The organism is Methylobacterium oryzae (assembly GCF_021398735.1).
Lineage (GTDB): Bacteria > Pseudomonadota > Alphaproteobacteria > Rhizobiales > Beijerinckiaceae > Methylobacterium.
This window is the reverse complement of the sequence record NZ_CP090349.1, coordinates 4,610,942-4,632,060: the sequence shown is the minus strand read 5'-3', so window position 1 is coordinate 4,632,060 and position 21,119 is coordinate 4,610,942. Positions and strand designations below refer to the sequence as shown.

Genomic DNA, 21,119 nt, shown 5'->3' with positions numbered 1-21,119 from the left:
CAATCGTGAACGATGACTTAAATCTGAACGGCACAATAGTTCGAGATTTAGAAGGTCTGGGATAGTTCAAAACTACCAGAGCAGTAAATTTTTACGCAATCTTCGATCTCAGTGCTCGTGGAAAATACAATCGAGGGTACGGATTTCGACACCGAGATCCGGCGCCGTCATGATCTCAGGTTGCACGGAAGTTCATATGCTTACGGAGAATAGGATTTCTGGTCTTCGCCGCCGGATCGGCGCGCCGCGGCGCGATGCGGCTGGATGCCACGCAACGACACGATTCGACCGACCTAACGCCCGGTCGAAGGGACGCGGCCGGCTCCGTCAGATGTAGGTCGAGGCCAGCGCCGGCGAGCCGTCCAGGGCGTGGGCCAGCCTCTCCAGCCCGTGGGCGATCTGCTGCCGGGTCGAAGGGCCGCCGAGGCAGAGGCGGACGGCCTCGGGCGGCGTCCCCGCGACGCAGAAGGGGTCGCTGCCGACCACCCCGAGACCCGCCGCGCGGCCATGGCTGGCGAAGGCCGAGCGCGTCCATCCCGCCGGCAGGGTGATCCAGACATGGAAGGCGTGCGGGTCCGCGACGTAGGCCTCGGAGGGCAGCAGCGCGGCCGCGAGGCTCTGGCGCGCGGCCGACTCGGCGCGGACGAAATCCACGATGGCGTCCGCCGTCCCGTCCGTGATCCAGCGCGTCGTCAGCGCGGTCGAGATCGGCGACGCCATCACGGTGGCAGCGCGCAGGGCGTCGCCGAGGGGCAGGGCGGCCCGCGCGTTCGGGGCAATCAGGAAGGCGAGGCGAAGGCCGGCGCCCAGGCACTTCGCGACGCCCGCCACGTAGTAGGTGATCTCGGGCGCCAGTTCGGCGAAGCTCGGCGGCGGTGCCGGGCAGATGCGCGCGTAGGCGTCGTCCTCGATGATGGTGACCGCGTAGCGGCGGGCCGTCGCGATGACGGCTTCGCGCCGGGCACGGGACAGGGTCGCGGTGGTCGGGTTCTGCAGCAGCGGATTGAGGTAGAGGGCCTTCGGCGCTCCCCGCGTGCAGGCGGCCGCGAAGGCGTCGGGGTCGAGCCCGTGGCGGTCCATCGGGAGGCCGACGAGGCGCAGGCCCCGGTGCGCCGCGAGGGTCCGGATACCCGGATAGGTGATTCGCTCGGCGCAGATCGTGTCGCCCGCCTGCGCGACCTGTCCCAGGATGCTGGACAGGGCGCTGTGCGCGCCGGGGCAGATCAGCAGGCGCTCGCGCGCCGCCGCGATCCCGCGACCCGCGAGCCAGCGCAGCGCGGCCTCCTTGTCCGCCTCCGTCCCGCCGAAGCCCTGGTAGCGCAGGAGGTCGGCGAGATCGCCCGAGAGCTCCGCGAAGGACGACCGCATGCGGGCCCGCAGGCCGGGCAGGTCGGGTTCCGGGGGCAGGTTCATGGTGAAGTCGACCGGTCCCGGCCGCCGGGGAAGGGCTGGCCCAGCGGTGCGGGCGGCGTCCGCCGGGTCGACCACGAAGGTGCCCCGACCGACCCGGCCCTCGATCAGGCCGCGCCTGTGGGCCTCGACGTAGCCGCGGGACACGGTCGTGAAGTTGAGGTCGAGCGTGGCGGCGAGCGCGCGCTGGGTCGGCAGGCGCGTGCCCGGAAGCAGGTGGCCGGTCCGGATGTCGTCCGCCAGCGCGTCCGCGATGGCTAGGTAATGGGGCTTGCCCCAGCGCCTGAGGTCCGGCGTCCAGATACCGGCCGCGTCGCCCCGGTCGACCGACCGTCCTCCCCGCCCGCCAGCCTTCATCCGTCCAGCACCCGCGACCTGAAAACCGATCAATGATCGATTGTATGGCTTGCAAGCGCCGTACCGGGCGCGTGACGGCCTATCACGGCGCGACCGATGCGTGCAATGCGTACAATACTCGTCGCCGAAGCGCGCGTCATCTGGCGACGACGTGCGCAAATCCTGATGATGAATTGTGCGTCGTCGAGTAGAACCGAGCGGATCGACTTCGCTCAATTGATCGTATCATTGTATGCATCGCAGGGCGCGTTATTGAATGCATTCCTGACGGCTCCGATCTGGCACATGGCTTGCCATCCGACTGTCTGAACGTGCGCAGCCCCCCCTGCCGCCGGTCAGACCATCGAGGAGCGTGAGCAATGCCTGCCGTGAACCGCGAGCCGCACAAGAAGGGCGACGTCCTGGTCGACTACGAGGAGAAGGTCTTCGAGGACGTGAAGGCCGAACCCGGCCAGAAGGCCCTCGTCACCTTCCACACCGTGGCGTTCGAGGGCTCGATCGGCCTCGTCAACCTGCTCCAGGCCACCCGCCTGCAGCGCAAGGGCTTCGAGACCTCGATCCTGCTCTACGGCCCCGGCATCACCCTCGGGGTCCAGCGCGGGTTCCCCCGGCTCGGCGACGAGGCGTTCCCGGGCCATCTCAACTTCAACAACCAGCTCGAGAAGTTCATGGCCGAGGGCGGCAAGGTCTACGCCTGCCGCTTCTCGACACAGGCGCTGTACGGGCACAGCGAGGCGGCCTTCATCGAGGGTATTCGTATGATCAACCCCCTCGACGTGCTCGACTGCATCCTCCTGCACAAGCGCGACAACGCGGTGATCATCGACACCTGGACCGTCTGACGGCCGCGCCAACGCCCCCGGCGGCCGCGCGCGACGCGCGCAGCCGCTGGCTCAGCCGGAGGACCACCCATGTCAGAGACCCGGATCGTGCGGGCTGCCGCGATCCAGATCGCGCCGGACCTCGACCGCCCGGACGGCACCCTGGAGCGCGTGCTCAACGCCGTCGACGAGGCCGCCGCCAAGGGCGCGCGCTTCATGGTCTTCCCCGAGACCTTCGTGCCCTACTATCCGTACTTCTCGTTCGTTCTCCCGCCCGCGCTCCAGGGGCCCGAGCACCTGCGCCTCTACGAGCGCGCGGTCGCCGTGCCGGGTCCGGCGACGCAGGCGGTCTCCGCGGCCGCGCGGCGCCACGGGGCCGTGATCGTGGTCGGGGTCAACGAGCGCGACCACGGATCGCTCTACAACGCGCAGCTGATCTTCGACGCGGACGGCGCCCTGAAGCTCAAGCGCCGGAAGATCACGCCGACCTACCACGAGCGCATGATCTGGGGGCAGGGCGACGGCGCCGGCCTCGCCGTGGTGGAGACGGCGGTCGGCCGCGTTGGGGCGCTCGCCTGCTGGGAGCACTACAACCCGCTCGCCCGCTACGCCCTGATGGTGGGCCACGAGGAGATCCACGCCGCGCAGTTCCCGGGCTCCCTCGTCGGCCAGATCTTCGCCGACCAGATGGAGGTGACGATCCGCCACCACGCCCTGGAGGCGGCCTGCTTCGTGGTCAACGCCACCGGCTGGCTCACCGACGCGCAGGTCGCGCAGGTCTGCCCGGACGAGCGCCTGCGCGGCGCCTGCCGCGGCGGGAACTGCACCGCCATCGTGTCGCCCGAGGGCAAGCACCTCGCCGATCCCCTGGGACCGGGCGAGGGCATCCTGATCGCCGACATGGATCTCGCGCTGGTGACCAAGCGCAAGCGGATGATGGACTCGGTCGGCCACTACGCGCGGCCGGAACTCCTCAGCCTGCTCCACGACGACCGCCCGGCCGCCTTCGTGCAGCGGCCGGCCCGTTCGCAGACCGCCCCCCGGAGCCCCGACCATGAGCAGCAGCCCGCTTCCGACGCGCCGTCCCATATCCCCGCCGGCCCCGACGGGCCTGATCGGGATGCCGACGGAGCGCCTGATCAACGCGTTGCAATCCTGCGGCGTTAGGCTCGCCGACAGCCGCGCCGGCGCGCCGAGCCGCCGCGGCGGCGCCGGCCCCTCGGACCACAAGGCGATGACCATCGCGGGCCGCACCGTGATGGTGCCGGTCCACACCGAGGCCGCCTTCGACTCGCCCTTCCTCGTGCGCCCGCCGGACGCGGACGGGATCGCGGTGATCGAGCACGCGGGCGTCGTGGTCGGCCACGTCACCTTCCCGGGCCGCCCGCGCTTCTACGCCCTCTCCACCTTCGACGGCGTGCCCTACGCGAAGATCGCCGTCCTGCACGGGCGCGACGTGCTGGCCACCACGGTGCTGCAGACCTGCATCCGCTACCAGAGCCGCGCGAAGACCTGCCAGTTCTGCTCGATCGGCCAGTCTCTGGCGGCCGGCCGCACGGTGGCCCGCAAGACGCCCGAGCAGCTCGCCGAGGTCGCCCGCGCCGCCGTGCTGCTCGACGGCGTGAAGCACATGGTCATGACCACCGGCACGCCGAACGCCACCGACCGCGGCGCCGCGATCCTGTGCGAGAGCGCCTTCGCGGTGAAGGCGGCCGTCGACCTGCCGATCCAGGCCCAGTGCGAGCCGCCCGACGACGACCGCTGGTTCGAGCGGATGAAGGCCTCAGGCATCGACGCGCTGGGCATGCATCTCGAGGCCGTCACGCCCGAGGTGCGGGCGCGGATCATGCCCGGCAAGGCGGGCGTGCCGCTGGAGCGGTACTACGACGCCTTCGCGGCCGCTGTCCCGGTCTTCGGGCGCGGCCAGGTCTCCACCTACATCCTCGCCGGCCTCGGCGACGCGCCGGAGGCGATCCTCGCGATGGCCGACCGGCTGATCGGGATGGGCGTCTACCCGTTCGTGGTGCCCTTCGTGCCGATCTCCGGCACGCCGCTGGAGAGCCATCCGGCCCCCGGGCACGACTTCATGCACGCCGTCCTGAAGCCGCTCGCGGAGATGCTGGGGCGGGCGAACCTGCGCTCCACCGACATCAAGGCCGGCTGCGGCCGGTGCGGCGCCTGCTCGGCGCTCTCCACCTACGAGCGCGCGGGGGAGGCGGCCTGATGTTCGACCCCGTTCCGCCGTACCGGCCCAGCCACTTCCGGGTGAAGTTCGCGGTCGCGCCCTGGGAGCGGCGCGCCTGCGCGGCCCTGCGGCGGCAGGTCTTCTGCGCGGAGCAGGGGATCTTCAGTGCGGACGATCGCGACGCGATCGACGCGCACGCCATCCCGGTCTGCGCCCTCTCGACGCTCGGCGGCGACGCGGACGCCGTCGTCGGCACCGTGCGGATCCACGAAGACGGCGCGCGCCCGGGAACGTGGTGGGGCTCGCGCCTCGCCGTCGCCAAACCGTTCCGCAGCGCCGCCGCCCTCGGCACCGGCCTGATCCGGGTCGCGGTGTCCTCGGCCCACGCGCGGGGCTGCACCCGCTTCCTCGCGCACGTCCAGGAGGGCAACGTCGCGCTGTTCGAGGCCCTGCACTGGGAGAGCCTCGACGCGCTGGACCTGCACGGGCGGCCCCACCGCCTGATGGAGGCGGACCTCGCGGCCTACCCGCCGATGCACGATCCCGAGCAGGGCCTCCTCACCTTCCGCAGGGCCGCGTGACCGCCGGGATCGACGTCCGGGCGCTGGCCCGCCAGATCCGCGAGGCCCGCGGGGTCGGCCACAAGCGCGACATCGACGCGGTGGTGCGGCGGCTCGGGCTCGGGAGCCGGCACGCGGCCGTGCCGGTCGGCGACGATTGCGCGGCGATCCCCGACGGCGACGGGCACCTGCTGCTGGCCATCGAGGGCTTCCTCGACAGCTTCGTGGCCGACGATCCGTACTTCGCGGGCTATTGCGGGATCATGGTCAACCTGAGCGACGTCGCCGCCATGGGCGGGCGCCCGCTCGCCGTCGTCGACGCCCTCTGGGCCCGGGAGGCCGGGACCGCCGACCCGATCCTGGCCGGCCTGTCCGACGCCGCCGCGCTCTACGGCGTCCCGGTGGTCGGCGGCCACACCAACACCCGCGCGGCCGCCGGCAACCTCGCGGTCGCGGTGCTCGGCCGGGCGGGACCGCGCCTGCTGACGAGCTTCGACGCCTCGCCCGGCGACGACCTCGTCGCCGCCATCGACCTGCGCGGGCGTTTCCGCGACCCGCACCCCTACTGGGACGCCTCCACCGGCGCGCCGGGCGCGCGGCTGCGCGGCGATCTCGCCCTGCTGCCGGGCCTCGCCGAGGACGGCCTGGCCGGCGCCGCCAAGGACATCAGCATGGCGGGGGTCGTCGGTACGGCCCTGATGCTGCTCGAATGCTCCGCCGTCGGCGGCGTCATCGACCTCGACGCGATCCCGCGGCCCGACCACGTCCCGCTCACGCGCTGGCTGACGGCGTTCCCGAGCTTCGGCTACCTCGTCAGCGTCCGCCCCGACCGCACGGCGGCCGTCACCGCGCGCTTCGCCGAGCGCGGCATCGCGGCGGCCCGGATCGGGAGCCTCGACGCCGGCCGGGCCGTCCGGGTGCGGGACGCCTCGGGCGCCGAGGCCATCGTGTGGGACTTCGCCGCCGGCCCACTGATCGGCTGCGGCAGGGACGGCCTGGGGGCGACGCCGTGAAGCCGCTGCGCGTCGCCCTCCTGACCCACTCCACCAACCCGCGCGGCGGCGTCGCCCACTGCCTCGCCCTCGCCGAGGCCCTGTGCGAACTCGGTCACGCGGCGGTGGTCCACGCGCCCGACCCGTCCGTCCGCGGGTTCTTCCGAGACGCGTCCTGCGCGACCGTGGCGGTCGCCGCCGAGCCGGTCGCGGGCGGGACGACCGACCTCGTACGAACCCGCATCCACGACTACCTGCGCCACTTCGCGAGCCCGGCGGCCCGCGATTTCGACGTGTTCCACGCCCATGACGGCATCGGCGGCAACGCCCTCGCGACCCTGAAGCACCGGCGCCTGATCCCGGGCTTCGTCCGGACCGTCCACCACGTCGACAGCTTCGCCGACCCCGTCCTCGCGGGCTGGCAGGACCGCGCGATCCGCGAGGCGGGCCGGCTGCTCTGCGTCAGCCGCTTGTGGGCCGACTGGATTCGGGACGCGATCGGCGCCGAGGCCGGGATCGTCGGCAACGGGGTCGACCTGTCGGTCTATCGCCCCGCGGCCGCGGAGGGCGACGCGGCTCTGCGGGCGCGCTGGGGGCTCGGCGCGGGGCCGATCGTCCTCAGCGTCGGCGGCCTCGAGGAGCGCAAGAACAGCCTCGGCATCATCGCGGGGTTCGCGCGCCTGCGGACGCGCCACCCGCATGCCCAGCTCGTCGTCGCGGGCGGAGCCTCGCTCCTCGACCACGCCGGCTACCGCGAACGCTGCCGCGCGGCCCTCGTCGCCGCGGGTCTGGAGGTGGGCCTCGGCGCGGCCGTCATCGAGACGGGGCCCGTCGCGCAGGCCGACATGCCGGCGCTCTACCGGGCCGCGGACCTGCTGGCCTTCCCGTCCTGGACCGAGGGGTTCGGCCTCTGCGTGCTGGAGGCCATGGCCTGCGGAACGCCGGCGATCGTCTCCGACCGGCCGCCCTTCACCGAGTACCTGACGCCGGCCGACGCGCTGTTCGTCGACCCCGCCGACCCCGCCAGCATCGCCGCCGCCATGGCGGCGGCGCTGGAACCGCGGACCCGCGCCCGCCTGCGGGCGGCGGGGCTGGAGCGCGCGGCCGCCCATTCCTGGCGCGCCTGCGCGACGCGTCACCGCGACGCCTACGCCGCCTGCGCCCGCGGCGCGGCAGCCTTCACGGAGTTGCAGCCATGACGACAACGACCCGTCACGTTCCCGTCGCCGTCGTCGGCGGCGGCCAGGCCGGCCTCTCGGTCAGCTACCACCTGAAGCAGCGCGGCATCGCGCACCTCGTCTTCGAGAAGCACACGGCCGCGCACACCTGGGCGACGCAGCGCTGGGACACGTTCTGCCTCGTCACCCCGAACTGGCAGTGCGACCTGCCGGGCCACCCCTACGACGGGCCGGACCCGGACGGGTTTATGAGGAAGGACGAGATCGTCGCCTACCTGAAGGCCTTCGTCGCCAAGGTGAGGCCGCCGCTCCGCGAGGGCGTGGCGGTCACGCGCGTGGCGCGGCGCGACGACGGCGTGTTCGCGGTCCGGACCTCGGAGGGCGACTACACCGCGGACGAGATCGTGGTGGCCTCCGGCGGCTACCACACGCCGATCGTCCCGCGCATGGCCGAGAAGCTGCCGCCCGCGATCACCCAGATCCACTCGAATCAGTACCGGAACCCGGCGCAGCTGCCCGACGGCGCGGTCCTGGTCGTCGGCTCGGGGCAGTCCGGCGCGCAGATCGCCGAGGACCTGCATCTCGCCGGACGGCAGGTACATCTCGCCGTGGGCGACGCACCCCGCTGCGCCCGCTTCTACCGCGGCCGCGACGTCGTCGCGTGGCTCGCCGACATGGGCTACTACGAGAAGACCGTCGACGATCACCCGCTGCGCGACGGTGTCCGGGACAACACCAACCACTACGTGACCGGTCGCGACGGCGGCCGGGATATCGACCTGCGCCGCTTCGCCCTGGAGGGCATGGCGCTCTACGGCGTCCTCGAGGACTACGCGGCGGGCGCGCTCCGCTTCCGGGACAACCTCCGGCCCGCGCTCGACCAGGCCGACCGGACCTACAACGGCATCAACGCGGCCATCGATGCCCATATCGACGCGGCCGGCATCGCGGCGCCGGTCCAGGCGCGCTACGCGCCGGTCTGGGAGCCGGGCGAGCCGGTCACCGCGCTCCCCCTCGAAGGGTCCGGCATCGCCAGCGTGGTCTGGTGCATCGGCTTCGCGCCGGATTTCCGGTGGCTCGACGCGTCCGTGTTCAACGGCGCCGGCCAGCCGAAGCACAGGCGCGGCGTCACGGCCGAGGCGGGCATCTCCTTCATCGGCCTGCCCTGGCTGAACACGTGGGGCTCGGGCCGCTTCGGCGCGGTCGGCCGCGACGCCGAGTACATCGTGCAGGTGATCGAGGCGCGTCTCGGCGCCGGTGCGGTCGGCCTGAAGCGGGCGGTGTGAGTCGGATCATCATCCGGTCAAACCCGGGCGAAACCTCCCCTCGGTCATCCCGGCATTCGGACCGCTCAAGCCGGGTATCCGCGGCCGAAGTGCCGATCCCCTCCAGTGTTCCGGAGCGAACGCTGGTCCAGGATCGACTTGTTCGCCTGTATCGCATCGGTTAGCCACGCCCCGTTGCGGCGCCTGAGTCGCGTCAGAGCCAGGGATCATCCATGCGAGCACGTACCGTCGGTATCGGGATTGCGGCGATTCTGTCCGCGATGACCAGTGTGGCCTCCGCCGAGACGTTGCCGGCACGCAAGGCCGGCCTGTGGGAGAGCAAGACCACGTCGCCCGACGGCAACACGACCGCGCGTCAATGCATCGACGAGAAGACCGATCAGATCGCGCAGGCCGCGTTCGGGGGCGGCCAGAACTGCGCGAAGCGCACCATCGTCAAGACGAGCACCGGCTACAAGGGCGAGACCGAGTGCAAGCTCGGCCCGATCTCGGCCGCGGGCACGACCGAGATCAGCGGCGACTTCAACAGCAAGATCCACATGGAGGTGGATACGACGCTGACCGGCATGCCGAACGCCAAGGAGCCCGTGCGACGCCAGATGGTGATCGACGCCACCTACATCGGTCCCTGCGCGGCCGGACAGAGCCCGGGCGACATCATCCTGCCCGACGGCAAGATCGTGAAGATGCCCCAACCGGCGGCCAGATAGGCACACCGGCAGGCGCCTCGGGCGCGGGCGAGCCCGTCGGGTGCCGCCCCGCGTCCGCGCGGGCGCCGCCGCGGAGATCCAAGCCGCGAAACCGGCATCCCTCCGTGAGACGGCGAGCGACAGCCCGCGAGTCAGGGGAAGGTCTGATTAGCGGATATTAAATACATTTCGCTAATCGTGCGTCGTGCAGCCGCAGAATTGTTCTATTCGGCTCCGTCGAGGCCGCCGTGTCGCTACAGAGTGTCTCCATTCGTACAAAGCTGGTCGTGGCCTTCTCGGTCCTGACCGTTTTCGTGATCGGGCTCGGCGTGCTCGGGCTCGTGAGTACGCGCAAATTGCGCGAGCAGGCGGTTGAGATCGATACGAACTGGCTGCCGAGCATCCGGGCGCTGGGCGAGATCGACACGCTGACCGCCCGCAGCAGCGGCCTTCTCCTGCGGCACACGCAGGCGACCGATCCGGCGCTGCTCGCCAGCATCGAGAAGGATATGGACAGCTTCGACAGGAAGCTGGCCGACCGGGTCGCGGTCTACAAGGGCCTGCTCAGCTCACCCGAAGAGCGGTCGCTCTTCGACGCGTTCAACCACGAATCTCAGACCTTCAAGGCGGTGCGCAACGACGTCGTCGACCTGTCGCGGGCCGGGAAGAAGACCGAGGCCTATCAGCTCTACGAGACGAAGGGCCTCATCCCGCGCCGCGCCGCCTCCAAGGCCCTCGAGAAGCTGATCGCCATTAACAACGCCGGCGCCGATGCCGCGCAGGCCCAGGGCACCGCTGTCTTCAACGAGACCTGGACGGTGAGCCTCGTCGCGATCGCTCTCGCCGTGGCGGTCTCCGTTCTGTCGGGCGTGATCATCGTCCTCGGCGTCACCCGCGGCATCGCCGCTGTGGTGCGGCCTATGCAGGCGCTGATCGCCGGCGACCTGTCGGCCGAGATCCCGCATCAGGGCGAGAAGACCGAGATTGGCACCATCGCGTCGGCCGTCGCGGTGTTCAAGCAGGGCCTTATCCAGATGAAGGCGCTGGAGGCCGAGACCGCGCAGGCGCGCCTCGCCGCCGAGGAGCAGCGCCGGATCGGCATGCGCCAGATGGCCGACAGCTTCGAGGCGGCGGTCGGCGGCATCGTCGGGCAGGTCTCGGCCTCCGCGACCGAGCTGCAGGCCACCGCCGGCTCCATGTCGGCCATGGCAGGCCAGACCTCGGCGCAGTCGGGGGCGGTCGCGGCCGCCGCCGAGGAGGCTGCCTCGAACGTCAGCACCGTCGCGGCCGCCGCCGAGGAACTCGGCGCCTCCGTCCAGGAGATCGGGCGCCAGGTCCAGGGTTCGGCCGAGCTGGCCCGCTCCGCCGCCGGCGAGGCGGACGAGACCGGCGCCCTCGTGCAGGAACTCAGCGGCGCCGTCGCCAAGATCGGCGACGTGGTGGGCCTGATCTCCTCGATCGCCGGTCAGACCAACCTCCTGGCGCTGAACGCCACGATCGAGGCCGCCCGCGCGGGCGCGGCGGGCCGCGGCTTCGCGGTCGTCGCCTCCGAGGTGAAGGCGCTGGCGGAACAGACCGCCCGCGCGACCGGGGAGATCTCCAGTCAGATCGGCCGGATCCAGGGCGTGACCGGTCAGGCGGTCTCCGCCATCGGGACGATCACCGGGCGCATCCGCGAGATCAACAGCGTCGCCACCTCGATCGCGGCCGCCGTCGAGGAGCAGGGCGCGGCGACGCAGGAGATCGTCCGCAACGTCACCCAGGCCGCGCAGGGCACCGGCGAGGTGACCAGCAACATCGCCGGCGTGGCCGGCGCCGCGGAGGAGACCGGCGCGGCGGCGAGCCAGGTTCTCGGCGCGGCCTCGGAGCTGTCACGCCAGTCCGAGCACCTGTCCGCCGAGGTCGGTCGGTTCCTCGCGACCGTGCGCGCCGCCTGACGCGCCGACTGAGGAGCCCGGCGATATAGGCCGCTCCGGCCAGTTCATCGCCGGGGTGTGCCGCAGCACCTCGGCGGGGAAAGCTTGAGCTTACATCAGGGTTACACCGCGAACACAGTCGCGGACCTGATGGAGACTTCCATGACCCTCGTTGCCCGCTTCGCCCTCGCCACGGCCGTCGCCGCCGCCACCGTCGCGGTTCTCGCCGGGACCTACGTCGAGATCCTGGACCGTGCCCTCCCGATGCACTTCGTCTGAGACGGCGGGTGCGAACCGGTTGAAGACCGCATCCCGGGTCGCCGCCGTCCGGCGGCGGCGACCCGGGATGCGGGAGGGAGGTGCAGATGACTCGAATCCTGACATCCGTCCTCGACGGCGCCGTGTGGGTCGCGGACGCGCTCGACGATATCCTCGTCGAGGCGGCTCTCGGCTTCGGCGCCGCCGTACCGCTGATCGCCGACCCGTCCGGCGATCCGCCGACCGGCGCAACCACCGGCCAATCCGAGACAAGTCCCTCGCCGATCCGGACTTGACTGCCCGGGATGCCCGGCCGTCGCCGGTGCCGACCCCGGAGGTGTCGCGACGGTCCGGATGACCGGGTTCCCCGGTCGGGCCGCAGAGACGTGTGGCCTCCGCCACAGAGGCAACGGACCCGCGTAACGAACAGCGGCGGCTAGGCGAGCGTCCCCGTCCGCACCTGCCCCGTTCGGGAACGGCTCTAGCGCTTCTGCGTGTTCGGCGCCGATTGCGGCTCCATCTTGGTGGAGTCGGGTTTCGTCGGCGTGTTGTTCTGCGCCTGCTTGTCGTCGCAGGCGGCGAGGCCGAGCAGCAGAAGAGCGGCGAGTGAGATGCGGGTGCGTGCCGACATGGATCCTCCCTGTAGCGTGTGAGGGCGCGGAGATCCTGTTTGGCGATATCGCCAAACAGGATCTCCGCGCCGCTCGCTGCGCGACGCGGTCCCGTCAGCGGCCGCCGGCCGGCGGCTTGGAGCCGGATCCGGCATCGTTCGGGCCGGTGCTGTTCGTCGTACCGGAGCGGCTCATCGAGCCGGTCGACGGGCCACTCCCGGCGGCGCCGGGTGTCGAGCCGGACCCCGCGTCGCTCGGGCCGGTGCTGTTGGCCGTGCCCGACCGGCTGGTCGCGCTGCCGGCATTCTCGGCTGCCGTGGCGGGAATCGCGGCCGCGAGGAGGGCGGCGATGGCGAGACTCGTGACCTTCATGGCGGATCTCCCTCTCGGTCCGGCAATCGCTCTCGCGGAGCCGTTACCGGTCGTGCGGGCAACCCCGCGCCACCGCCGCTGTTCCGACCGCGTCGCCGACCGGCCGGCACGGGTCCCGGATCACGATGCTTCCGGTGGCGCGTCCTCCCGGACCGCAGCCGGGGTGGCGGCGCGCGCCTGCTCGTCGGGCATCCGGTAGCCGCGATCCCAGGTGGCCCAGGATTCCGAATCCGCCGGATAGGGGTTGGCGGTGATCGGATCGCCGCGGTCGCGGGCGTGGCGCCCCTCGTCGCTGATCGCGGCGGGTGAACGGGTCGACGGTGTCATCGGCGCTTCTCCGGCACTCACATCCCCGGGTCCGGAACCTCGGCGGTCAGCCCGGGCGTTGCATCATCTACCGGACGCTCGCGCGAATGTTCCCCGCCTGGGTTGGTGCTCAGCGGCCGGTGTACCCGCGCGCCGCCGCCGCCGCCTTCAGGCGCTCGAACGCCGTCGCGTAGCGCTCGCGCAGGAACGCGGCGTTGGGCGGGATCCGGGTCGGGCAGAGGTTGTCCTCGGTATCGGACATCTTGATCAGCAGCGCGGCGAGGTTGCCGGCCGCGATCAGGGTGGTGATCCGCTCGGAATACGCGATCCGACTCTGCGGCTTCGTGAGAAGCGTCACCGTCTCGACGATGTCGGCCTCGAAGCCGGCGGCGCGGAGGTCCGCCGCCGTACGCGGCGTGTCCTCCAGCACATCGTGCAGGAGCGCCGCCTGCATGACTCGCATCGGGTCGATGTCGAGCCCGTCGATGAGTCGGGCGTGACCGGCCCGGGTCTGGGCGGCGTTCGCAACGCGTTCCAGGTGCCGCATGCACGGCTCGCCGCCCTTGTCGAGCTGACCCGCATGCGCCGTGAGGGCGAAGGTATGGGCATCGAAAATCGTCGGCACGCGACCGGCTCTCCAGATCGACCGGCCCGGATCGGCGCCGCACCGGCTTCCCGTTGCGGGAAGTCGGGTCCCCGCCGCGGCGTTCCCGCAGGATCGCCTGCCGCGCGGCGCCCCGTCGCCCGGTGCCGTCCCGGGGCGGGACTACCTCATTTCGTGGATGCGCAGTCTTCGCGCTCGATTCAAAAGTTCACGTTGGCAACACTATTGCTCAGCTCCCGTGGAATCGCCATCTGTTGTTCCATAATCGGACAAGCGGCGAGTCGCGCTTCAGGATCGAGACCATGACGTCCGGAACACTCGAGAAGCCGCTGGATGTCGGCGGGCCGCTGAGCCGCAGGGCGGCGGCGCTGGCCAACGTCCGCTGGTTCCGCGCGCTGGCGTGGCGCGCCCTGCGCGACGGCGGCCCGCGGGCCGAGCTGCGCGCGTCCAACGCGCGGGCCGCGGCGCGGATCGTGCTGCGCCAGGCCAAGCGGGAGGCCCTCGTCGCCCGCCTGGCGCGACAGGCCCTCGACGCCTCCGTCTGAGTGCGGGGCGCCGGGTCGGCCGGGCGCTGGGCCCGGCCGCGGCGGTGTGCCTCAGCGCTTGAACTTGCCCTCGTACTTAAACTCCGGCGCCGCCTTCAGCTGGTCCTTGCTGGCGCCGATGATGGCCTTCCACTTCTTCGCGTCGGCGTCGTAGCCCAGCGCGATCGAGCTCGGCGAGACCGCGACGTAGCGCTCGCCCAGGCCGAGGAAGCCGCCCACCGAGACGATGTAACCGGCCAGCTTCCCGTGATCGATCACGAGGTCCTTGATCTCGCCGACCGTGTTGTTCTGCGCGTCGGTCACGTTGAGACCGATGAGGTTGTAGCTGAGCACCGCGTCCTGCGGCACGGTCTCGAATTTGGGCGCGACCGTCTGCGGCGCCTCGTTGGCGGCGAGCGCGGGCCCGGCGAGGGCGGCGGCGGCGAAGGCGGCGATGACGAGGCGGCGCATGGTGTACTCCAGTGGCCCGGTATGGGTGGTCTGAAATGGCCGCCTCGGGCGCATCGTTCCGCGACTGCACGGAAATGTTAATGCGCGGAACATGGAACCTTCGGCCGGCGCACGACCCGCGCGGCGACACCCCTCACGAGGCTCCGACGCGGTGAACGGGGTGGCCAACTGTATCGAAGATCGACCGGGACAGATTGCCCGGCCGCGCCCCCACCGTTCCTGGCCGACCGCGCCCCGGCACGGCATGCCGGGACCCGCACGTATCGGGAGGGGACAGCCGTGGCGGGGGGAGTGATCGAGACGACGCGCGGACCGGCGACCGGCGCCTGGGTGGACGGCCTCATCGGCGTCGCGATCTTCAGCGCGTCGCTGGTCGCGACGCGCCTCGCGCTGACCGGCATGGACGCCCTGTTCCTCAGCGCGGCCCGGGCGGCGCTCGCCGGCCTCGCCGGCGCGGCCGCCCTGCTGGCGCTCCGGCAGGCGCGCCCGCGGCGCACCGATCTCCCGGCGCTCGCCATCGTGGCCGCGGGCGTCGTGGTCGGCTTCCCGCTCCTCACCGCCCTGGCCCTGCGCACGGTCGGCGCCGCGCACGGCACCGTCTTCGTCGGCCTGCTGCCCCTCGCCACCGCCCTGTTCGGCGCGCTGCGCTCCGGCGAGCGACCGTCACCGGTCTTCTGGCTGCTCTCGATCACCGGCGCGCTGGTCACGGTCGGCTTCGCCGCGCGGGGGCTCGACGGTCCGCCGGGTCCCGGCGACGCCTTCATGCTGGCCGCGATCCTGCTCTGCGGACTCGGCTACGCCGAGGGCGGCGTCCTGGCCCGCCGGTTGGGCGGCTGGCAGGTGATCGCCTGGGCCACCGTCCTGTCGCTGCCCGTGAGCCTGCCCCTCGCGCTGCTGCTCCGGCCGGCCGAGCTGGCGGCGATCCCGCTGCCGGCCTGGGCGGGACTCGGCTACGTCGCGCTGTTCAGCATGCTCATCGGCTTCGTGTTCTGGTACCGCGCCCTGGCGCGCGGCGGCATCGCGTCGGTCGGCCAGCTGCAGCTGCTGCAGCCGTTCCTGGGCCTCGGCGTGGCCGCGCTGGTCCTCGGCGAGCACATCGAGCCCGCCATGATCGCCGCCGCCCTGGCCGTGGCCGCCTGCGTGGCGCTGGCGCGGCGCTTCGCCTGAGAACGACGCCGAGCCGTCGGCCCGGGAGCGTCAGCCGGACTTCGCCACGACCTCGATGTCGCGGTCGAGCCCGCTCTCGACCTTGAACTCCCGGGTGTAGACCTGCCCGTCGTGGCGGGCGATCAGCACGTAGTCGCCCTCCGCCAGGGTGACCTGCGGGAAGGCGCCGATCGCCTCGCGGATCGTGTCGCCGCCGGGGGTGAGGACCGAGAAGGCGGTGCCCGCGAAGGCCTCGGCGCCGGGGGCGGCGACGAGCTTCAGGGTCACCGTCGCGGCGCGATGGTTGAGTGTCGCCTCCGTGACCTTGCCGTTCTCGACGCGCAGGTCCGCGCGCTGGATCGCGTTCGATTCTCCGTAGGTCGAGACGACGTGGTACGTGCCCTCCGGCAGGCGCAGCAGCTCGCCGGTCTTGATGCCGGCGCGCACGAGCCGGCCCTCGGAATTGGTCCCGACCGGGACGAAGACCGAGAACATCACCTGACCGGGCGGGATCTTCTGATCGCCCACCGCACCCGCGAGCTTCAGGGCGCCGGCGGCCACCCGCAGCGTGTCGGTCGTCGGCTGCCCGCCCATCACGATCCGCTTCGAGGCGCTGGCGAAGCCGTAGGTCACGGTCGCCACGTAGGCGCCCGGCGCGAGGGTGAAATGCGGCTCGGCCTCGGTCGAGCGGGCGACGATCGACGGCCGCGTGCCGTCGCCGCGATCCTCGTAGATCCGCCACGCGAGCCCCTGGCGCAGGGCCGTGCCCGGTCCCGACAGGAGCGCCGACAGGGACAGCTGCGCGTCCGGCTCGGCCGGGGGCAGGGACGGCGGCAGGTTCGGGGTCGTGATCGACGGCGAGGGCAGGGCGCCGCCGAGCCGGTTCTGGAACGGGTCCTGCTGCGCGAGCGCGGCCGGCGGGCCGGCGGCGAGCATCGCCAGCGCGGTCGCTGCAAGCCTCATGCGCATCGGTCGGCCCTTCTCTGCTCGTCTCGCCGGTCGCGACACCGGATCGTCCGGGCCTGCCTCTGACTCCCGACCGTGGCGGCGGCAAGGCCGCTCTTCCACCGGCGGCCCGCGCATGCCACATCCCGGTCGGGACGCGATACCGGGACGGAGCGCATGACCGCCACCCTCGATCTCCTGAAGACCCGACGCTCGGTGCCGCCGGCGCTGCTGGACGAGCCCGGGCCCGACAGGGCGCAGCTGGAATCCATCCTGACGGCCGCCTCGCGGGTGCCCGACCACGGCAAGCTCGCGCCCTGGCGCTTCATCGTCATCGCCGGCGAGGCCCGGGCGAAGGTTGGCGAGGTCATCGCGGCGACCTTCGCGGCCGACAATCCCGACGCGGCGCCCGAGCGGCTCGCGCAGGAACGCGCCCGCCTGACCCACGCGCCGGTCGTCGTCGCGGTGGTCTCGCGGGCGGGCCCGCACGTGAAGATCCCGGACTGGGAGCAGGTGCTCTCCGCCGGTGCCGCCACCATGAACCTCGTGATCGCCGCGAACGCCGCCGGCTTCGCCACGTCGTGGCTGACCGAGTGGTGCGCCTACGACCGCCGCGTGCTCGACGCCCTCGGCCTCGCGCCCACCGAGAAGCTCGCCGGCTTCGTCCATATCGGCCGGGCGCGCGAGGTGCCCTCCGACCGGCCGCGGCCGGCCCTCGACGAGATCGTCACCTACCTCTGAAGGGACCGGCCGTGCACTACGACCTCGACCTGCCGCGCGAGTCGCGCGCCCTCCCGCACAACCCGCTGAAGGCCATCGTCGCGCCGCGACCGATCGGCTGGATCAGCGCCATGAACCGCGCGGGCGCGCTCAACCTCGCGCCCTACTCGTTCTTCAACGCCGTGGCCGACAACATGGTCGCGTTCTCCTCCTCGGGCCGGAAGGACGCGATGACCTTCGCCGAGGAGGGCCGGGAGTTCGTCTGCAGTCTCGCCACCTGGGACCTGCGCGACGGGATGAACGATTCCTCGGCGCCGCTGCCGCGCGGAACGAGCGAGTTCGCCTTCGCCAACCTGGAGACCGCGCCCTCGCAGAAGGTGCGGCCGCCGCGCGTGGCCGCCTCGCCGGCGGCCCTGGAGTGCCGGTGGCTCCAGACCGTGCCGCTGGTGCCCCTCTCGGGCGGGGAGGCGGAGAACTTCCTGGTGATCGGGCAGGTGGTGTCGATCTACGTCGACGAGCGGTACGTTGCGGACGGAATGGTCGATACGGCGGCGATGCACCCGATCATGCGCGGCGGGTACTTCGACTACTTCCACGCAACCGCCGACACGCGCTTCCAGATGCGCCGACCGAAGGGCGCGGGGGAGTTCACCGGGTCCTGAAACAGGAACCGGTCGCGCGCGGCCGATTGAGGACTTGTTTACCATAGCGGGCGCAGGTTCGGGCGGTCTCCAGCACCGTGCCCGCCCGGATGTTCCTGTTCACCACGCCGTCGAGCCCACCGGAGAGCCCGCCGCCCCAGGCGCGGGCGCTGCCGGGCACGCCCGCCTCCGGGCCGGTGGTCCAGGCCATCCGCGACGGGGCGACGGCGAGCGGCGTCGGCTTCGACTATCTCCTCGCCACGGCGCGGCGGGAATCCGCCCTCGATCCCGCCGCCAAGGCCGGCACCTCCTCGGCCACCGGCCTGTTCCAGTTCATCGAGCAGACCTGGCTCGGCGTGATGAAGAATGCCGGGCCGCGGCTCGGCCTGCAGGCGCAGGCCGACGCGATCACCCGGCAGTCGGACGGCACCTACACGGTTCCCGACGCGGGCCAGCGGCAGGCGATCCTCGACCTGCGCCGCGATCCCAAGATCTCCGCGACGCTGGCCGGCGCGCTGACCCAGCAGAACGCCGACGCCCTCACGGGCGCCCTCGGCCGCGAGCCGACCGCGGGCGATCTCTACGCGGCCCACGTGCTGGGCGCGAAGGGCGCGGCCGCTTTGATCTCGACCGCCCGCGCCTTCCCCGAGCGCGCCGCCGCCCTCGACCTGCCGGAGGCGGCCGGTGCCAACCGGGCGCTGTTCTACGACCGCGCCGGCCGGCCGCGGAGTGCTGCCGAACTCTATGCCAGCCTCTCGGCGGCGGCCCAGGGCGCCGCCGCCACCGACCTGACCGGCCTGCGCCAGGACGGCGCCGCGGCGCCGCAGGCCGTCTCGGCCTACGCCAGCGCGGCGACCGCGTTCGGCGGGACCTCGGACCTGCGCAGCCTGTTCCAGACGGACCAGCGCGGCGCGGCCTCCGACGCCGCGGCCCGTCTCTGGCAGGCGCGCAACAGCGCCGCGCCGCTGCAGCACGCGGCGCCGACCTATTTCCCGCGCTCCGACGCCGAGCCGCCACCGCGCGTCGCCATCGCGGAGCCCGCCGTCACGGGTGCCATCACGGGTGCCGTCATGGGCGCAACGGCCGGACCGGCGGCGACGCCGCCGGGCGCCGCCCTCCTCAATCCGCCGCTGCCGCCCCGCCGACCCGCGGACCTCGCGGCCGCGGCGTCCATGTCCGGCAGCAGGACCAGCCTGTTCGCCCCCCGGAGCGGTCGATGATCATCCGCGACTTTCTGGCCTGGACGCAGGACGCCTCGGCCGAGCGCCGGGCCGAGGCGACCGCGACGCTGGCCCGGACCTACCTCTACGGCGACCTGGGCGCCGACGCGGCCTGGGAGGCCAAGACCGCGCTGCTCGCGCTCCTCGACGACCCGTCGCCGCTGGTGCGCCGGGCGCTCGCCGAGACCTGCGCGGCCTCGGCGCGGGCGCCGCGCCCGCTGGTCGTCGCTCTGTCCTCCGACGTTCCCGAGGTGGCGCGGCCGGTGCTCGCCCGCTCGCCGGTCCTCACCGACGCCGACCTCGTGGACGCGGCCGCCCTCGGCGACGAGGCCACCCGCGCGGTGATCGCCGCCCGGCACCACCTCTCGCACGCGGTCGCGGGCGCCCTGGCGGAGATCGGCGAGACCGACACGCTGGTCGTACTCGCGGCCAATCCGACGGCGAAGATCACCGCGGGCCGGATGCTGCGCATGATCGAGCGCCGCGGCGACGAGGCCGCCCTGCGCGAGGCGCTCCTCGCCCGCGCCGACCTGCCGCCGGAGGTGCGCCACGCCCTCGGGATCGCGGTGGCGCGGGCGCTCACCGGCTTCGTCACCGACCGCGCCTGGCTCGGCGCCGAGCGCTTGGACCGGATGAGCCGCGAGGCCGGCGAGCGCGTCGCGCTCGAGGCCTGCGAGGGCTTCGGCGCGGCCGCCGTGACGCGGCTGGTGACGCACCTGCGCGCGACCCGGCAGCTGACCGCGGGCCTGATCCTGCGCGCCGTGCTCTCGGGCCGGACGGACTTCGCGCTCGCCGCCCTGGCCGACCTGTCGGGGCAGGATCATGCCGGAGTCGCCCGGGCCATGCGCGACCCGCGCCTGTTCGCGGACCTGCACGACCGCGCCGGGCTGCCCGAAGCGCTCCTGCCGGCGATGCAGGCGGCGCTCTCCGCTTGGCAGGAACTCGCCCGCGCGGCGGCCCCGGTCCGGGGCACCGGCCTGTCGCGGCGCCTCATCGAATCCGCCATCGGAGCCTGCGGCGACCTGTCGGATCCGGAGATGCACCCGGTCATCACGCTGCTCAACCGCTACGAGGCCGAGGCGGCCCGCGACGAGGCGCGCGAGGTGGCCCGCGCCATCGCCGCCCAGGCACTGGCGCGCGAGACCGCCCGCCGGGAGGCCGAGGCCGCCGACGCCGCGTGGCGCGCCGCCCTGGAGAGCCAGCGCCGGACCGCCTTCGCGGAGGAGAGCGATACGGCGACCCCGGTCGTCGTGGCGATCGCCGACGCCGCGGACGGCCCTGCCGAGGCCGAGCCGGTCAACCCGGTGGGCGCGATCCTCGACGCGCTGCCCGAGCAGATCCTGGCCTGGTACCGGCCCGAGGAGGTCGACCCGGAGGTCCAGGCCGCGACCGACCTCGTGCTCGACGGTCTGGGCGACAGCATCCTCGATCATTTCCGCGCCAGCCGGGACCCCGCCGGGCCGGAGCCGGCCGCGAGCGAGGATAAGCCGGAGCGCATCGCCGCCTGATCGCCGCCTGGATCCGCCAAGGCTCGGCGCTCGGGGGAGCGATGGCACCGGACATCTCCCGATATCGCCGGGTGCCGGGGGAGGAGCCGCGCTACGTCCTGGCGGAGGCGCGGACGCTGATCGCGGAGCGCGCCTACCTGTTCAGCCTCTACGCGGTCGACGTGGTCGCCTCCGACGGGCTGACCGGCCGACACGTTCTCGCCGTGCCGGTCGCGATCAGCGCGGTCTCGATCACGGTGGGCCTCGTCCTGACCGAAGCGGATTCCCGCAGGGCCGAGGCGGGCGATCTCGCGGGCGTCGCGTCCCTCGCCCAGGCCGTGCAGGGCGGATACCGGCGCTTCCGAACCTTCCCGGCGAACGAGCTCGGGCGTTTCGTGCTTTGACGGCTCAGATCCGAGG

At 72.6% G+C, this 21,119-nt stretch carries 24 protein-coding genes; 17 read left to right on the top strand and 7 right to left on the bottom strand.

What is annotated here, in order from left to right; genetic code table 11:
- Positions 1-327: 327 nt before the first annotated feature.
- Entirely contained in the window at positions 328-1,767 is a 1,440-nt protein-coding gene (locus LXM90_RS22145) for a PLP-dependent aminotransferase family protein (RefSeq protein WP_020091614.1), read from the bottom strand.
- Between the two features lie 359 nt (positions 1,768-2,126).
- Here LXM90_RS22145 and LXM90_RS22140 point away from each other — a divergent pair, with 359 nt between their 5' ends.
- The 10 genes from LXM90_RS22140 (at position 2,127) to LXM90_RS22095 (ending at position 11,948) form a co-directional block, all read left to right on the top strand.
- On the top strand, positions 2,127-2,609 hold the full coding sequence (locus LXM90_RS22140) for an MSMEG_0572/Sll0783 family nitrogen starvation response protein (RefSeq protein ID WP_020091615.1): 483 nt from the start codon (positions 2,127-2,129) through the stop codon (positions 2,607-2,609).
- Positions 2,610-2,678: 69 nt separating this feature from the next.
- The gene (locus LXM90_RS22135) at positions 2,679-3,755 is read left to right on the top strand and encodes a Nit6803 family nitrilase (RefSeq protein WP_020091616.1); all 1,077 of its coding nucleotides are present in this window, start codon (positions 2,679-2,681) and stop codon (positions 3,753-3,755) included.
- Positions 3,709-4,812 carry an MSMEG_0568 family radical SAM protein gene (locus LXM90_RS22130; protein ID WP_020091617.1) on the top strand — a complete coding sequence of 368 codons (1,104 nt, stop codon included), beginning with the start codon at positions 3,709-3,711 and terminating at the stop codon, positions 4,810-4,812. The genes LXM90_RS22135 and LXM90_RS22130 overlap by 47 nt, the downstream gene beginning before the upstream one ends.
- On the top strand, positions 4,812-5,354 hold the full coding sequence (locus tag LXM90_RS22125) for an MSMEG_0567/Sll0786 family nitrogen starvation N-acetyltransferase (protein ID WP_020091618.1): 543 nt from the start codon (positions 4,812-4,814) through the stop codon (positions 5,352-5,354). The genes LXM90_RS22130 and LXM90_RS22125 overlap by 1 nt, the downstream gene beginning before the upstream one ends.
- The gene (locus tag LXM90_RS22120) at positions 5,351-6,346 is read left to right on the top strand and encodes a sll0787 family AIR synthase-like protein (RefSeq protein ID WP_020091619.1); all 996 of its coding nucleotides are present in this window, start codon (positions 5,351-5,353) and stop codon (positions 6,344-6,346) included. The genes LXM90_RS22125 and LXM90_RS22120 overlap by 4 nt, the downstream gene beginning before the upstream one ends.
- Positions 6,343-7,524 (top strand): MSMEG_0565 family glycosyltransferase, encoded by a 1,182-nt coding sequence (locus LXM90_RS22115; RefSeq protein ID WP_234081048.1) that lies wholly within the window; start codon positions 6,343-6,345, stop codon positions 7,522-7,524. The genes LXM90_RS22120 and LXM90_RS22115 overlap by 4 nt, the downstream gene beginning before the upstream one ends.
- Positions 7,521-8,789 (top strand): MSMEG_0569 family flavin-dependent oxidoreductase, encoded by a 1,269-nt coding sequence (locus tag LXM90_RS22110; RefSeq protein WP_020091621.1) that lies wholly within the window; start codon positions 7,521-7,523, stop codon positions 8,787-8,789. Before LXM90_RS22115 ends, LXM90_RS22110 begins: the two co-directional genes overlap by 4 nt.
- Positions 8,790-9,049: 260 nt before the next feature.
- On the top strand, positions 9,050-9,499 hold the full coding sequence (locus tag LXM90_RS22105; RefSeq protein ID WP_020091622.1) for a DUF3617 domain-containing protein: 450 nt from the start codon (positions 9,050-9,052) through the stop codon (positions 9,497-9,499).
- Positions 9,500-9,726: 227 nt separating this feature from the next.
- The gene (locus LXM90_RS22100) at positions 9,727-11,415 is read left to right on the top strand and encodes a methyl-accepting chemotaxis protein (protein ID WP_026604698.1); all 1,689 of its coding nucleotides are present in this window, start codon (positions 9,727-9,729) and stop codon (positions 11,413-11,415) included.
- A gap of 344 nt (positions 11,416-11,759) precedes the next feature.
- A complete protein-coding gene (locus LXM90_RS22095) occupies positions 11,760-11,948 on the top strand; it encodes a hypothetical protein (RefSeq protein ID WP_020091625.1) in 189 nt (62 codons plus the stop codon).
- Positions 11,949-12,133: 185 nt separating this feature from the next.
- Here the strand turns inward: LXM90_RS22095 and LXM90_RS22090 are convergent, their stop codons facing one another.
- The 4 genes from LXM90_RS22090 to LXM90_RS22075 all read right to left on the bottom strand — a co-directional run bounded on the left by LXM90_RS22090 (position 12,134) and on the right by LXM90_RS22075 (position 13,566).
- Positions 12,134-12,283, bottom strand: coding sequence for a hypothetical protein (locus tag LXM90_RS22090; protein WP_020091626.1), 150 nt, complete (start codon positions 12,281-12,283; stop codon positions 12,134-12,136).
- 94 nt (positions 12,284-12,377) lie between these two features.
- Positions 12,378-12,635, bottom strand: coding sequence for a hypothetical protein (locus LXM90_RS22085; RefSeq protein ID WP_020091627.1), 258 nt, complete (start codon positions 12,633-12,635; stop codon positions 12,378-12,380).
- 120 nt (positions 12,636-12,755) lie between these two features.
- Entirely contained in the window at positions 12,756-12,962 is a 207-nt protein-coding gene (locus LXM90_RS22080) for a hypothetical protein (RefSeq protein WP_020091628.1), read from the bottom strand.
- A gap of 109 nt (positions 12,963-13,071) precedes the next feature.
- Complete coding sequence (locus LXM90_RS22075; RefSeq protein WP_020091629.1) at positions 13,072-13,566, bottom strand: HD domain-containing protein; 495 nt, start codon at positions 13,564-13,566, stop codon at positions 13,072-13,074.
- Between the two features lie 281 nt (positions 13,567-13,847).
- Between LXM90_RS22075 and LXM90_RS22070 the strand changes: the two genes are divergently transcribed.
- Positions 13,848-14,090, top strand: coding sequence for a hypothetical protein (locus LXM90_RS22070; RefSeq protein ID WP_020091630.1), 243 nt, complete (start codon positions 13,848-13,850; stop codon positions 14,088-14,090).
- A 51-nt stretch (positions 14,091-14,141) separates the two neighbouring features.
- Here LXM90_RS22070 and LXM90_RS22065 read toward each other — a convergent pair whose 3' ends face one another.
- A complete protein-coding gene (locus LXM90_RS22065; RefSeq protein WP_020091631.1) occupies positions 14,142-14,540 on the bottom strand; it encodes a PRC-barrel domain-containing protein in 399 nt (132 codons plus the stop codon).
- Between the two features lie 279 nt (positions 14,541-14,819).
- On the opposite strand from LXM90_RS22065, the gene LXM90_RS22060 reads away from it, so the two are divergent.
- The gene (locus tag LXM90_RS22060; RefSeq protein WP_103985209.1) at positions 14,820-15,707 is read left to right on the top strand and encodes a DMT family transporter; all 888 of its coding nucleotides are present in this window, start codon (positions 14,820-14,822) and stop codon (positions 15,705-15,707) included.
- Between the two features lie 30 nt (positions 15,708-15,737).
- On the opposite strand, the gene LXM90_RS22055 is transcribed toward LXM90_RS22060, so the two are convergent.
- Complete coding sequence (locus LXM90_RS22055) at positions 15,738-16,655, bottom strand: hypothetical protein (protein WP_026604700.1); 918 nt, start codon at positions 16,653-16,655, stop codon at positions 15,738-15,740.
- A gap of 153 nt (positions 16,656-16,808) precedes the next feature.
- Here LXM90_RS22055 and LXM90_RS22050 point away from each other — a divergent pair, with 153 nt between their 5' ends.
- The 5 genes from LXM90_RS22050 to LXM90_RS22030 all read left to right on the top strand — a co-directional run bounded on the left by LXM90_RS22050 (position 16,809) and on the right by LXM90_RS22030 (position 21,103).
- Positions 16,809-17,372, top strand: coding sequence for a nitroreductase family protein (locus LXM90_RS22050; protein WP_020091634.1), 564 nt, complete (start codon positions 16,809-16,811; stop codon positions 17,370-17,372).
- 11 nt (positions 17,373-17,383) lie between these two features.
- On the top strand, positions 17,384-18,013 hold the full coding sequence (locus LXM90_RS22045; RefSeq protein WP_020091635.1) for a flavin reductase family protein: 630 nt from the start codon (positions 17,384-17,386) through the stop codon (positions 18,011-18,013).
- Between the two features lie 89 nt (positions 18,014-18,102).
- Complete coding sequence (locus tag LXM90_RS22040) at positions 18,103-19,212, top strand: lytic transglycosylase domain-containing protein (RefSeq protein WP_234083044.1); 1,110 nt, start codon at positions 18,103-18,105, stop codon at positions 19,210-19,212.
- Complete coding sequence (locus LXM90_RS22035) at positions 19,209-20,720, top strand: DUF2336 domain-containing protein (RefSeq protein WP_020091637.1); 1,512 nt, start codon at positions 19,209-19,211, stop codon at positions 20,718-20,720. The genes LXM90_RS22040 and LXM90_RS22035 overlap by 4 nt, the downstream gene beginning before the upstream one ends.
- Positions 20,721-20,761: 41 nt before the next feature.
- Complete coding sequence (locus LXM90_RS22030) at positions 20,762-21,103, top strand: hypothetical protein (protein ID WP_081636443.1); 342 nt, start codon at positions 20,762-20,764, stop codon at positions 21,101-21,103.
- The last annotated feature ends 16 nt before the right edge of the window (positions 21,104-21,119 follow it).